Genomic DNA, 12,743 nt, shown 5'->3' on the forward strand with positions numbered 1-12,743 from the left:
GATCACCGTCCCGTCCGGCCGGCGACGGGATTGGTCAGCATGTGCTCGGCGTCGATCAGCGACGCGTAGGAGTCCTCGATGTCGACCATCCGCTTGTTGTTCCGCAATTGCAGGCCGTTCATGTGCACGGCCGCGAACTCGGGTGCGAATAGATCCCAGCGGGCGAAGGCATCCGCGAGATCGGGGTGGGTGTCGACGAACTCGTGCAGGCTCTCGGCGACCAGATCCCAGAACCGGCCGTCGGAGACCAAGCCGTGGGTGTGCAGGACCGCGGCGAGTGGCCGCAAGAAGTCGTCGAAGATGTCCGACAGCACCCCGAGGTTGCGGATCTCGTCGGGTTCGGTGGTGAGGACCCGGGAACAGTTCTCCGGGAAGCCCTCCGGGTTGCCGAAGACCGACACCTCCTCACCGATGTCCTTGAGGATCGCGCGGACCGGCAGCCCGTCGTCGAGGATGAGGATCAGGTTCTCGCCGTGCGGGGAGAACTTCAGCTGGTAGCGGTAGAGCAGATAGGCGACCGGATGCAGGTAGGTGCGCAGATACCGCCGAATCCACTCGGCCGCAGGGATACCGGAACGCTCGATGAACGCCCCGACCAGCGGGTCGCCGCGGTGGTCGACGTGCAGCAGCGACGCCATGGTCGCCAGGTGCTCGTCGCCGGACAGCAGGGGAACCGGACTCTGACGCCACAGCGCGGAGAGGATCTTGCGGAACTCCGACCCCGGCTGGGTGATCGCGTTGAACGTCGGGCTGCGGTAACCGATCGCCGCAACCTCGTAGATCATCTCGAACCCGATCGCCGCGAGGTACGGGTCGTCGGCCACGAGGGTGCGCACCCAGTCGTTGATCAGCGGGGTCGTACGCATGTAGTCGGCCGACATGCCGCGCGTGAAGCCCATGTTGACGATCGACAGCGCGGTCTTCACGTAGTGCCGCGCCGGTGTCGTTGCGTTGAACATGGTGCGGATCGACTGCTGGGCCTGGTAGAGGTCCGGGCTCGACCCGACGCGGATGATGCGGCCGGCGGCGATGTCCGCCGAGTACAGCTTTCGGATCTTCTCGTCCCACTGCCACGGATGCGCCGGCAGGTAGTGGTAATCCTCCGGGTCGCAGCCGGATTCGCGAAGCACAGCGTCGAAACCGGCGAGCGTGTCGGCACCGAGCTCGTCGACGAGCATGGACTGGTAGTCGAGGCCGCCGACGGTCGCGACATCGCAGTCCTCGCGGCGTGCGGCGACCCAGATGAGCCGGAACGGGTTACCCGTCTCCGGGGCATACCGCTCGACGTCGGAGGCACTGAAACCGAGCCGCCCGGCGTTGGCGACGATGCACGGGTGGCCCTCGGTCATCGTCTTCTCGATGGTCTGGAAGTCAGCGTGCGCGAGATCGCTTGCGGCGATGCGTCGTTCGTCGGGGCGGTCCGTGGACAGGGCGAGGGTGTTGACGAACTCCTCGAGATACTCCGGAAGCGCATGGGGGCCGATGCCGAGCATCGGCGCGAGATCGATGACGAGCGCGACCGCGTCGATCGGGAGTTCTTCGCCGTCGCGGACCCTGCGCAGCGAGGATTGGTCGATGGCCCAGTTCTCCAGGGACAGCACCTCGGCGCGGAACCGGTACTCGGTGCGGCCGTCGGCGGAGGTCACGACGTAGGCCCCGGGCGAGGTCTCGACCGGGGACAGCGCCCGTTCATGGGAGAACTCCGCGAGGATCTTGCGCGCGATTCGGTCGTGGTAGGTCTGCCGGTACGAGAACGTGGGACGCGCCGCGGCGCCGCGGTTCGCCTCGGGTGCGATCCTCGTCGTGCTCAGGTCGGAGATGGTCAAGCGATCACGCACCCAGATCCGTCACCTCGACGGCGCCGACGGTGGTGCCGCCGTCGGTGACCCGGAGGAAGTCGTCGCGTGTGCAATAGCTGAGGTGGGCGATCTTGTTGCCGACGGGGTAGTCGCCGGCCACGCGGAAACCGACGCTCGCGTTGAGTCGATGCACGGCCTTGTTGCGCACGTCGGGCTCGACGACCACGCGCTGCGCCCCGACCTCGAGGATCGCCGTGCGCATGATGTGCAGCATGACCGCGCCGGTGAACCCGGGCAGGGCCTGCTCAGCGTGCGCGACCAGCAGGTGCATGCCGATGTCGCCTTCGGAGTGCACGTAACCGCTTGCGGGGTCGGCGAGCTCGCTGGTGAGCGGGTTGTACAGCTCGAACATGAACTGCGGCGTGTCGTCGTGGTAGCCCAGGCGCAGGCCGTACGGCGTGCCCGCCGTCGCCTCGGCGGTGTCGCGGATCATCTTCTCCACGTCGGAGAGCGAGTTGTCGAGCATGTCCCAGAACTTGGCCTTGGGATGGGTGAGCCACCCGTGGAGTGTGGGGGCGTGTGCCACGTCGACGAGTTCGACCGAGTGCAACTCGTAGGTGGAAGCGGGAGAACTGGTCATGATGCCTTTGCTGTGGTGTGGATGGACGCGCGGAGGGGCGGTTCGGCTCAGGTGGCGGAGAGTTCGGCCTCCACCTCGTCGTCGGTGAGCGCGACGACCTCGAGCAGGACCTCCGCGACGTCGTCGGCGCGTGACCCCTCGAGGGCGATGAGCCGTTCGGCGAGACCCGCGATGGTGCGGTGGGCGAAGATGTCGGCGACGGTGAGTCCCGGTGCGTCGAGCCAGGTCCGGGTCAGCGCGACGAGGCGGGTGGCCTGCACTGAGTCGCCGCCGAGCGAGATGAAGTCCTCGGTCACCCCGATCGGGCGGGCCGGCAGGACGTCCTCGAAGATCACCACGAGGGCCTTCTCGAGCGGGGTGCGCGGCGGCACCACCGCATCGGCTTCGTCGGAGGTGTCGACGATCGCGGCGACGGCCTTGCGGTCGTACTTGCCGTTCGGGGTGAGCGGCAGCGCGTCGAGGATCGTGACCGAACGAGGGATCATGTGTGGCGGAAGGGCTTCGGTCAGACCGGCGAGCAGGGATTCCTCGGTGACCTGCTCGCGGCGGTCGACGGCGGGGACCACCGCGGCGCGCAGGTCGCGACCATCCGACCAGGCGACGGCCGAGCCGACCCCGTGCAGGCCGAGCAGCCCGGCCTCGACCTCGCCGAGTTCGACGCGGTAGCCGCGGATCTTGACCATGTGGTCGGCGCGGCCCAGGAAGTCGAGGAATCCGCCCGGCAGATACCGCGCGAGATCGCCGGTGCGGTACCAGCGTTCGCCGTCGACCGTGACGAAACGGTCGGCGGTGCGGTCCGGGTCGCCGCGGTAGCCGTCGGCGACCCCGGCGCCGCCGATCCACAGCTCACCGGGCACCAGATCGGGCCGGTCGCGGCCGATCTCGTCGACGACACGGCACCGGACCCCGCGCAGCGGGACGCCGTAGGGCACGAATGCCATGCCCGCCGGGACGTCGGGGGCCTCGCAGATCGTCGAGTGGATCGCGGTCTCGGTGGTGCCCCCGAGGCCGGCGACGCGGCAGTCGGGAAGCTGCGCTGCGACGCGGTCGAGCAGCGAGACGTCGATCTTGTCGCCGCCCATGATGATCATCCGCATCGACGCTGGCAGCGTGCCGATGTCGAGGATCATGCCCAGGATCGACGGGACGCAGTTGAGGACCGACACCCGGTGCTCGCCGAGCAGGCGCACCCAGTCGTCGACCTTGGTCCGCTCGTCGTCGCCGGGTACCACCACGGCGCCGCCGACGGCGAGCAGACCGAAGATGTCGAAGACCGAGAGGTCGAACTCGAGCGAGCTGACCTGCAGCACGCGGTCGCCCGCGCCGAGGTCGTAGCGGTCCACCAGATCGGTGATGGTGGCCACCGCGGCGCGGTGCGGGACCTGCACGCCCTTGGGCAGACCCGTCGATCCCGAGGTGAACAGGATGTAGGCGAGGTCGTCACCGGAGACCGCGACCGGCCGGATCGGGTCGGCCGTGCGCGTGGTGGCGAGATCGAGGACCGCGGCGCCGGTATCGCTGCCCGCCCAGGCCTCGACGTCATTTGTGAGGACCGCGCGCGGGGTAGCGATCGACACGATGCGGTCGCGACGGGCGGCCGGCTGGGTGGGCGCGATGGGCACATAGGCGGCGCCAGCGGCGAGGATGGCGAGCGCGGCCACCACCTGGTCGCCGCTCTTCGGCAGGTTCACGATGACCGTGTCACCCGGTCCGACACCGGCCGTGGTGAGCGCCCCGGCCACGCGCAACGCCTCGTCGGCGAGCTCGCCGTGGGTCCAGGTGCGGGCGTCGGTGAGGACTGCCGGATCGTCCGGGCGGTTCGCGGCGCGCGCGAAGAAGGTGCGATGCAGCGTGCCGTCGAAGACGTCGCTCGCCGGGAGCGGCTGTTCGACCGAGAGCCGCTGCGCGCGAACCTCTTCGGCCACTGGATCGGGCGCGGGCACGTCCCATTCGCCGTCGACGAGGTGGTCGAGAATCTTGACGTAGTAGTCGAACATCGCGCGCGCCGTCGCCTCGTCGAGATCGGAGACGCGGACGTCCCAGTTGAGGAGCAGGCCGCCGGCGATCTCGGTCACCTGGGCGTCGAGCAGGACCTGCGGACCCTGCGACACGATCCACGCTGGGGCGCCGAGGACGTCGGAGGCCTGCGCGGAGAACAGGTCGCCGAGCCCGAGCGCACTCGTGAACACCACCGGCGAGACGATGGATTCGCCTCGGGCGCGGCCGAGTTCGCGCAGGACGTCTAGGCCGCTCATGGATCCGTGCGCCGCGGCCTCGTGCATCGAGGTGCGCATCTGCCGGGCGCGTTCGGCGAGCGTCGCGCGCTCGCTCAGGTCGACGTCGACGAGGATCGACGACGTGAAGTCGCCGACCACGCGCTCGACGTCGGGGTGGATCTGCGGACGGTCGAACAGCGGGACCGTGAGCAAGAAGCGCGGGCTCGCCGAATGGGTGCCCACCGCCTCGGCGAAGGCCGCGGCGACCGCGGCCGCCGGGGTGACGCCGCGACGGTGCGCATGCTCCTCGAGACGCTTCCAGTCCGACGCCGACACGGAGTGGTGCAGGCGGACACTGCGCGGCTCGACCTCGCCGCGCAGCGCGTGTTCGTCGAGCGGGAGCTCGGGGGCGCCGGGCATGGTCGGGATGCGCTCCCGCCACCAGGCGCGGTCGTCGTCGCGGACCGCGCGGCTGGTGCGGTCGGCGGTGATGGTCGGGAAGGTGATGCCGAGTGCCGGCAGGGTCTCGCCGCGGTAGAGACGGGCGAAGTCGTCGACGAGCACGCGGTAGCTCATGGCGTCCGCGGCGATCATGTCGACGTCGAGGTGGACACGGGTCGCCCCGTCGGGCAGCAGGCTCAGTTCGGCGCGGATGACCGCGCCCTCCTCCACCGGCAGGACGCGATGCGTGCCGTGGCTGCGCTTCTCGGCGAGGATCGCGTCGATCATCTCCGGCGACTGGGTGCGCAGGTCGTGGACCGCGATCGCCTCGGGATGCGCCGGGCCGACGACCTGGGTGCCGTCGGGCAGCACACGCACACGCAACATCGGATGCCGCTCGATGAGCTGCCCCATCGCGGTGCGGAAGCGGTCGGGATCGATGTCGCGGCCGTCGAACTCGATGTAGAGGTGAGCGGCGACGTTGCCGAACGCGTGGCTGTCCGACCGCCCGATCCAGTAGGCGTGCTGCATCGGGGCGAGCGGGAACGGCGCTGTGGGGTCGACGGCTGTGGGGTCGACGGATCGCGCCGCGGCTGCCGGCGCGCCACTGCCGAGCATCTCCGACCACGCGCTGAGCGTTGGGGCGGCGGCGAGGCGGGCGAAGTCGATGTCGATGCCGCGTTTTCGCCAGCCGCCCGCCAGGCGCATCATGCGCAGCGAGTCGAGGCCCTGGGCGATGAGATCGGTGTCGGCGTCGAGGGATTCCGGTGCGACGCCGAGGGCGGCGGCCACCTCGGCCCGGATGTCGGGGCCGTCAGCTGATACGGCGCCGGATAGGGAGGCCGGCGCAGCGGTCTGCGACGAGCAGATCAGCGTCGTCCACGCGTCGAGGGTCGGGGCGGCGGCGAGGCGGGCGAAGTCGATGTCGATGCCGCGTTTTCGCCAGCCGCCCGCCAGGCGCATCATGCGCAGCGAGTCGAGGCCCTGGGCGATGAGATCGGTGTCGGCGTCGAGGGCATCCGGCGCCAGCCCCAGGATCGCGGCCACGTCCGAACGGATGTCGGCTGGGGTGACGGGGTCCGCGATAGTGGTGGTGGTCGTCTGGGAGTTCGTGGCCATCAGCCGGATGCCTCTCCAAAGGTTATAGGAAACTCGGTCTTCACGCTGGGTACACCCCCAACTTAGGATAGGGTATACTAAGTAGCAGGCCAGGCCCAACGGGGTCCGCGCCGAAAATTCGCAGGTCTGCGTCGATTTCCGTCGAACCGGGCACCACTATGGATTAGGTAAGCCTAAGTTATATTCCGCCATCTCACCAGATGACCTTAGTCACCCCTTCCGTGTGGAACCGGCCTCTTGTTTTCGACGAAGATTAGGCTAACCTATCCTTCTGGCGATTCGGAGGCCGGTCCGTGCGCGCCGGCCTCGTCGCCCGGGCCGTGCGAATGATGCGACGGGCCTTCCGGAGAAACGACGAGATAGCCGACGCGGTCGGCGAGAACGGGGTACGAGAATGTCGCAGAGCATTGTGGTGTTGAAGGAGTCCGGTTCGACGAACACCCTCGCCGCCACCGTCCGTGAGGCGATGACGGCGGGAGACACCACCCTGTCCGTGTTGGATTCCGACTCCGGTGAGTGGGTCACCCTGCCCTGGCGCGATGTCCACGCCCGCGCCGAGCAGATCGCCGTCCAACTCCTCGCGGACAGCGACCGCCACGAGCCCCTCGCGCTCGGCCTGATCGGCGACCCGACGGTCGACCTGATCGCTGCCATCCAGGGCGCCTGGCTCGCCGGCGTGCCGATCAGCATCCTGCCCGGCCCCATCCGTGGCGCCGACGAGGAGCGCTGGGCGCAGAACACCTACAACCGGTTCATCTCGATCGGCGTCGGCACCGTCTTGGGCAGCGGGCACCAGCTCGACCTGCTCTCCAAGGTCGAGGGGCAGCTGACGATCGCCCGCGTCGGTGAATACGGCCTCGGGGTGGATACCGCGAGCTTCACCGCGCGCAACTGCAGCGCCAACACCGTCGCGGTGCTGCAGGGCACAGCGGGGTCGACCGGCGACCCGAAGACCGCGGTCCTGTCCGCGTCGGCCGTCTACTCCAACGCCATCGAACTCGTCAGCCGCCTCGGTCTGCACCGCACCCGCGACACCGGCTTCAGCTGGCTGCCGCTGTACCACGACATGGGCCTGATGTTCCTGCTCGCCGGAATGACCACCGGTATCTCGACCTACATCGTGCCCAACACCGCATTCGCGGCCGCGCCGTTCAAGTGGATGCAGTGGCTCACCGAGACCAAGGCGACCGTCACCGCGGCGCCGAACTTCGCCTACGACATCCTCGGTCGTTACGGCAAGCTGCTGCGCGACATCGACCTGTCGCACCTGCGCGTCGCGATCAGCGGCGGCGAGCCGATCGACGCCGACGCGTTCGACAAGTTCCTCGACGCCGTCGAGCCGTTCGGTTTCCGGCGTAACGCGGCCGCCCCCGCCTACGGCATGGCCGAATCGGCCTGCGCGGTCACCATGCCCGCGGTCGGTGAGGGCGCGCACTACGACGAGGTCACGGTGACCCCGCCCGACGGTGGCGAGCCGATCCGCCGCCGCTACGCCATCCTCGGAAAGCCGCTGGGCGGCATGCAGGTTCGCATCGTCGAACCCAACACAGACGTTCCCCGCATCGACGGCCGCTCCGTGGGCCACGTGGAGATCCGTGGTACCTCGATGATGCGCGGCTACCTCGGCGACGCCGATCTCGGTGAGGGGGAATGGTTCTCCACAGGTGACCTCGGTTATCTCATCGACGACCGCCTGGTCATCTGTGGACGGGCCAAAGAGGTCATCATCGTCGCCGGCCGCAACCTGTTCCCGATCGAGATCGAGCGCGCCGCAGCAGAGGTCGCGGGCGTACGCCGCGGCGGCGTCGTCGCGATGGCGCGCGGCGAGGGATCGTCCCGTCCGGGCCTGGTCATCATCGCCGAGTACAAGGGCAGCGACTTCGACAAGGCCCGCTCCGAGGTGATGAGCGAGGTTGCCTCGGCCTGCGCCATCGTGCCCGCCGAGGTGATCTTCGTGGCGCCGGATTCGGTGCCGCGGACCACCTCCGGAAAGATCCGCCGGCTCGAGACCCGCAAGATGGTGGAGGACGGCCGCCTCGCCCCGCTGGGCCAGGAGGGTGAGCAGAAGTGAGCGCCGCACCGACCAGGGGCCGCGGCTGGCAGGGCGCGGTCCTCAAGCTGCTCGGCGGAGACGACTTCGAGCTCACCGTCACCGGCACCCAGGTGATCACCGATCACTACGTGCGCGTGAACTTCACCGGCGGTGGGCTGCTGAAGAAGCGCCCGCTGCACCCGACCATGTGGATCCGGATGTGGTTCGACGACGCGGGCAAGCTGCACCAGCGTGGTTACACGCTGGTCGACGCCGATCCCGCCACCGACACCTTCGGCATCGAGTTCGCCATCCACGAGGGCGTCGCCGCGCGGTGGGCGCAGAAGGCGCAGCCCGGCGACATGATCAACGCCACCTTCATGGGCTCGAAGTTCGCTATGCCCGAAGGCGTCCGGGGCTGGATTGTCGCCGGAGACCCCGCATCGCTGCCCGCGATCAACTCGCTGCTCGACGCTATCTCGGCGTCGGCGCATCCGGACACGCCGGCGCGGATCTGGTTGGAGTACCAGCACGAGAGCGACAAGACCATCCCGGTGCGGTCACGACCCCAGGACACCGTCGAGTGGGTCGCGCGTGAGCGCGACGGCGCGGCACTCGTCGACGCGGTGCGCGCCGCGGCGTTCGACGCCTCCGATCACTTCGGTTGGGTCGCCCTGGATTCGGTGAGCACCCGCGCGGTTCTCGCGTCGTTCAAGAACGAGTACCGGCTGCCCAAGAACTCGATCAAGGCGCAGGCCTACTGGATTGCGGGCAAGCCGTTCAGCTGATCTCGAACAGCACCGGCGCATGATCGCTGGCGCCCTTGGTCTTTCGGGCGTCGCGGTCGACGTGCGCGCCCATGATCCGGGTGTCGAGCGCAGGGGAGCAGAACGCGTAGTCGATGCGAATGCCCTCGTTGCGCGAGAATCGTGACTGTGCGTAGTCCCAGAACGTGTATCCGGGTGCGTAAGGGAGTGCCGAGTCGACCAATCCCGCATCCAGGAAGCGCTGCACCCCGGCGCGTTCCGGTTCGGTGACGTGGGTGCGGTCCGCGAAGTACTCGGTGTCCCAGACATCCTCGTCGCGCTGCGCGACGTTCCAGTCGCCGGCGAGCATCATCTCCGCCGCCGGATCATGCGCCAGGCGCAGCACGATGTGGTCGGCGAGGGCGTCGAGCCAGCGCAGCTTGTAGTCGTAGTGCGGGTCGTCGGGGGTGCGGCCGTTGGGGACGTAGAGACTCCACACCCGTACCCCGGCGCATATCGCAGAGATCGCTCGCGCCTCCCGGATCGGCTGGTCGTCGACCGGATAGGTGGGCACGCCGTCGAAGGCGATCTCGATGTCGTCGAGTCCGACACGCGATGCGATCGCGACGCCATTGTAGGCGCCCTGCCCGACATGGGCCACGTCGTAGCCGGCGGCCAGGAAGCTCATCAGCGGGAACGCGTCATCGTGACATTTGGTCTCCTGCATGGCCAGGACGTCGATCTCGGCCTGTTCCATCCACGCGACAACCGATTCCGAACGGGCACGGATCGAGTTGACGTTCCAGGTGGCGACACGCATTCAGTCGTCATCCCCGGTGGACGTCTCGGTCACGAGGTCGGTGATCGCCACACCCGCGCGCTGCCACCGGGACCGGACCTCGGCGAGGCGGGACGCGGAGGTCGACAGGATCACGGCGAAACCGTGTCCGGCGTCGCGGTAGTGGTCACGGTAGAAGCCGACGGAATCGGCGAACCAGTCGAATCCCGGCCGATCGTCGTCGAGCAGCCGATGGGCCTGGGTGATGTGGACGACGACGATGCCGGGTGCGCGCCCCTGCGTGTCGGGAGTGTCGAGGTCGCGCATGCAGTCGTCGAAGGCGTCCTTGTTGCGGCCGAAGTGATCCGGGAAGCCCCAGACCCGTGCGAACGACGAGTACAGGCCGCCGAGCGTGGTCGCGGTGGTGCCGCTGACCGTGCGGACGCGCACGCTCGGGCCGAGGTCGGGCAGTTCGGTGGCGGTGGTGACCGCGACGGCCGTCCCGCCGGAGGAGGCCGCGTCGAGGAAGCCCTGCAGGTCCGGCGCCGGGAGCGCGGCGTCCGGCCCGGCGTGATCCGACTCGGGTGAACTCGACGCGTGTGAACTCGGCTCGTGTGGATGCGATTCGGTCATGACGGTCCCCGGATCTTGACGAACGTGCGGTAGTGGTCGGCGGTGTACCAGGCGGAACCGTCGCTGCCGGTGACGATGCGCTCGGCGTCGCGACCGCGGTTGGGCGCCTTGGGGTTCACGTCCCATTCCCGGTAGGTGATGCGGCGGCCGCCGGAATCCGTCCGCGGCAGGAGGCCCTCGTTGTTGCGGAAGGTCACGCCGCCCTTGGTTCCCGGTGCGTTGGCGGCCTCCGGCCATTCGCCCGCGTCGATGTACGCGAGGGTGCGCAGGACGTGCGGCGGGATCGCAGCATTCGCCGCGGAGGAGCGCGCCGTCGAGGTCTTCGGAGTGGTCGGTTTCGATGTGGCGGGTTTCGGCGTCGTCGTGTGCGTGGCCGCCTTCTTCGAGGACGGTACCTTCGACGACGGGACCTTCGACGTCTTCGACGCGATCTTCGATGACGCGATCTTCGATGACGCGGCCTTCGTTGTCGACGTCGAGGTCGATACCGCGACCGTGTGCGTCTCGTCGCTCTTCCCACCGCTGTTGTTGATCAGCCACGTGACGCCGAAGACCACGGCGATCAGCACGAACGCGGTGGCGGTGATGAGGGCCTGCCGCTTGCGCTGTGCGACGGACTGCTTCGGGCCTGGCTGTTTCGGGTTGGGCGCCATCAGCGGCCCCCGGTCGGGTCGGCGTGGACGTCAGGGGTGAGGTAGCGGTAGGTGTGGTGCAACCCGAAGCCGAGTCGCCGGTACCACGACCCCGCGAGGCGATTCGTCGTCTCGACCTGGAGGTGGGCGGACTCGGCGCCGTTCTCACGGCCCCAGGCCACCAGCGCCGCCAGCACCTGCGTGGACAGGCCCGCGCCGCGCCGCTCCGGATCGGTCCAGAGAGCGCTGAGACCCAGCCACTTGCGACCGTCGGCGGCCTGGGTGACCACGGCCCGACCGATGGACGCCACCGCACCGTTCTCGTCGATCCGCGCGAACACCGGGGGACCCTGGCCGGCGGCCACCACCGCGCGCACCGACCCGAGATCGTCGACCGTCCCGCGGGCGGAGTAGGCGGCAAGCCAGCTCTCGTCGGGTGTGTCGGTGAGAACCGCGGGGGCGGAGACGGTTCCGGCCAACCGGTCGGACAGCTGCGACAGGTCGCAGGTGAGCGCCTGGACCTCGATGTCCTCCACCCCGCCGACCGTCGACGCCTTCATCAGCCGGTCGGGCAGGGCGAGCAGCGGGGGCAACCCGCGCTCGGCGTACCAGCGCGCGATCCGCAGCAGCGTCGGCAGGTCGGCGCGGGCCGACATCTCCAGGGGCGCCGCCGAATTCGCCCGTCGCGAGAACCCGTGCCCGGCCCGGCAGAACCACCCGTCGATCCAGGTGTGCTCGACTCCCGGCCAGGCCCGCGCCGCGACGTGCTCGAGTGCGCGGATCTCGCTGTTGCGCACCGGACGTGCCGACAGCAGACGCACCGACGTGACCGCGTCGACGGGGATCGAGACGACCTCCCCGTCGCGCTCGAGACGCAGCGGGCCGGCGTCGTCGACCAGGATTCCGGTGACATCGGACTGTGCCGCATCGGGATTGCCACGCCAGTCCGCCGGGGTCGACTCGCCCAGCAGATAACGCACCACGACACGGTCGCCCACGACGGCGCCCGACGGCGACACACCCATCCCGGTGTCCTTCACCCAGCGACTCTCAACACGGCGCCCCTCGACCGGTGTCCGGGTCAGTCCTCGTCTTCGTCGTCGTGGCCGAAGGGATCGGTGACCGAACCCGGGAGCCAGGTAAGACCGGGCACGCCCCACTTGGCGCGCTTGATCGCCTTCTTGGCGGCGCGCGCATTGCGCCCGATCAGCACGTCGACGTACAGCAAGCCGTCGAGGTGGCCGACCTCGTGCTGCAGCATGCGGGCGAAGAACCCGTGGCCCTCGATGACGACCTCGGCGCCGGTGCGGTCCACGCCGGTGACCCGCGCCCAGTCGGCGCGGCCGGTCGGGAACTGCATCCCGGGCACCGAGAGGCAGCCCTCGTCGTCGTTCTCCGGGTCGGGCATGGTCTCGGGGATCTCCGACGTCTCGAGGACGGGGTTGATGACCTCGCCGCGCCGCCGCCTGCCCGACCGGTCGCCCTCCGGGCAGTCGTAGACGAACATGCGCAGGCCCTTGCCCACCTGGTTCGCGGCGAGTCCGACGCCGTGCGCGGCGTCCATGGTCTCGTACATGTCGTCGAGGAGCTGGATGATCTCCTCGGACGGACGTCCGTCCGCGTCGAGCGGGATCGGGGAGGTGGGCTGGTGGAGCACCGGCTCGCCCACGATGCAGATCGGGAGAATCGCCATGCCGATCACCCTAC

The 12,743-nt window shown here is 69.2% G+C and carries 10 protein-coding genes; 2 read left to right on the forward strand and 8 right to left on the reverse strand.

The annotated features are described in order from the left end of the window. Positions 1-2: 2 nt before the first annotated feature. From E1P53_RS14800 to E1P53_RS14810, 3 genes are read right to left on the reverse strand one after another with little or no spacing between them, the layout of a single operon-like run. Entirely contained in the window at positions 3-1,826 is a 1,824-nt protein-coding gene (locus tag E1P53_RS14800) for an IucA/IucC family protein (RefSeq protein WP_040526632.1), read from the reverse strand. A gap of 4 nt (positions 1,827-1,830) precedes the next feature. After that, a complete protein-coding gene (locus E1P53_RS14805; RefSeq protein ID WP_006899987.1) occupies positions 1,831-2,439 on the reverse strand; it encodes a GNAT family N-acetyltransferase in 609 nt (202 codons plus the stop codon). Positions 2,440-2,486: 47 nt separating this feature from the next. After that, the gene (locus tag E1P53_RS14810; protein WP_131734758.1) at positions 2,487-6,215 is read right to left on the reverse strand and encodes a non-ribosomal peptide synthetase; all 3,729 of its coding nucleotides are present in this window, start codon (positions 6,213-6,215) and stop codon (positions 2,487-2,489) included. A 394-nt stretch (positions 6,216-6,609) separates the two neighbouring features. Between E1P53_RS14810 and mbtM the strand changes: the two genes are divergently transcribed. Beyond that, positions 6,610-8,286, forward strand: coding sequence for a long-chain-fatty acid--ACP ligase MbtM (gene mbtM, locus E1P53_RS14815; RefSeq protein WP_131734759.1), 1,677 nt, complete (start codon positions 6,610-6,612; stop codon positions 8,284-8,286). Further along, entirely contained in the window at positions 8,283-9,035 is a 753-nt protein-coding gene (locus tag E1P53_RS14820) for a siderophore-interacting protein (protein WP_131734760.1), read from the forward strand. The genes mbtM and E1P53_RS14820 overlap by 4 nt, the downstream gene beginning before the upstream one ends. Here the strand turns inward: E1P53_RS14820 and E1P53_RS14825 are convergent. From E1P53_RS14825 to E1P53_RS14845, 5 genes are read right to left on the reverse strand one after another with little or no spacing between them, the layout of a single operon-like run. Beyond that, positions 9,028-9,813 (reverse strand): exodeoxyribonuclease III, encoded by a 786-nt coding sequence (locus E1P53_RS14825; RefSeq protein ID WP_006899983.1) that lies wholly within the window; start codon positions 9,811-9,813, stop codon positions 9,028-9,030. The genes E1P53_RS14820 and E1P53_RS14825 overlap by 8 nt on opposite strands. Further along, positions 9,814-10,404, reverse strand: coding sequence for a barstar family protein (locus tag E1P53_RS14830; protein ID WP_131734761.1), 591 nt, complete (start codon positions 10,402-10,404; stop codon positions 9,814-9,816). Continuing rightward, positions 10,401-11,057, reverse strand: coding sequence for a ribonuclease domain-containing protein (locus E1P53_RS14835; protein ID WP_131734762.1), 657 nt, complete (start codon positions 11,055-11,057; stop codon positions 10,401-10,403). The genes E1P53_RS14830 and E1P53_RS14835 overlap by 4 nt, the downstream gene beginning before the upstream one ends. Continuing rightward, on the reverse strand, positions 11,057-12,061 hold the full coding sequence (locus tag E1P53_RS14840; protein WP_131735338.1) for an N-acetylglutamate synthase, CG3035 family: 1,005 nt from the start codon (positions 12,059-12,061) through the stop codon (positions 11,057-11,059). The genes E1P53_RS14835 and E1P53_RS14840 overlap by 1 nt, the downstream gene beginning before the upstream one ends. Before the next feature lie 56 nt (positions 12,062-12,117). Continuing rightward, on the reverse strand, positions 12,118-12,729 hold the full coding sequence (locus tag E1P53_RS14845; RefSeq protein ID WP_040526630.1) for a peptide deformylase: 612 nt from the start codon (positions 12,727-12,729) through the stop codon (positions 12,118-12,120). Positions 12,730-12,743: the final 14 nt, after the last annotated feature.

Origin of the sequence: Gordonia paraffinivorans, assembly GCF_900683595.1 — a bacterium.
In the GTDB taxonomy this organism is placed as follows: Bacteria; Actinomycetota; Actinomycetes; order Mycobacteriales; family Mycobacteriaceae; genus Gordonia; species Gordonia paraffinivorans.

Excerpts from the sequence above, each read along its gene's own strand:
- E1P53_RS14825 (WP_006899983.1), bottom strand. The coding sequence starts at position 9,813 with ATGCGTGTCGCCACCTGGAACGTCAACTCGATCCGTGCCCGTTCGGAA.
- E1P53_RS14845 (WP_040526630.1), bottom strand. The coding sequence starts at position 12,729 with ATGGCGATTCTCCCGATCTGCATCGTGGGCGAGCCGGTGCTCCACCAG.
- E1P53_RS14835 (WP_131734762.1), bottom strand. The coding sequence starts at position 11,057 with ATGGCGCCCAACCCGAAACAGCCAGGCCCGAAGCAGTCCGTCGCACAG.
- E1P53_RS14830 (WP_131734761.1), bottom strand. The coding sequence starts at position 10,404 with ATGACCGAATCGCATCCACACGAGCCGAGTTCACACGCGTCGAGTTCA.
- mbtM (WP_131734759.1), top strand. The coding sequence starts at position 6,610 with ATGTCGCAGAGCATTGTGGTGTTGAAGGAGTCCGGTTCGACGAACACC.
- E1P53_RS14810 (WP_131734758.1), bottom strand. The coding sequence starts at position 6,215 with ATGGCCACGAACTCCCAGACGACCACCACCACTATCGCGGACCCCGTC.
- E1P53_RS14805 (WP_006899987.1), bottom strand. The coding sequence starts at position 2,439 with ATGACCAGTTCTCCCGCTTCCACCTACGAGTTGCACTCGGTCGAACTC.
- E1P53_RS14840 (WP_131735338.1), bottom strand. The coding sequence starts at position 12,061 with ATGGGTGTGTCGCCGTCGGGCGCCGTCGTGGGCGACCGTGTCGTGGTG.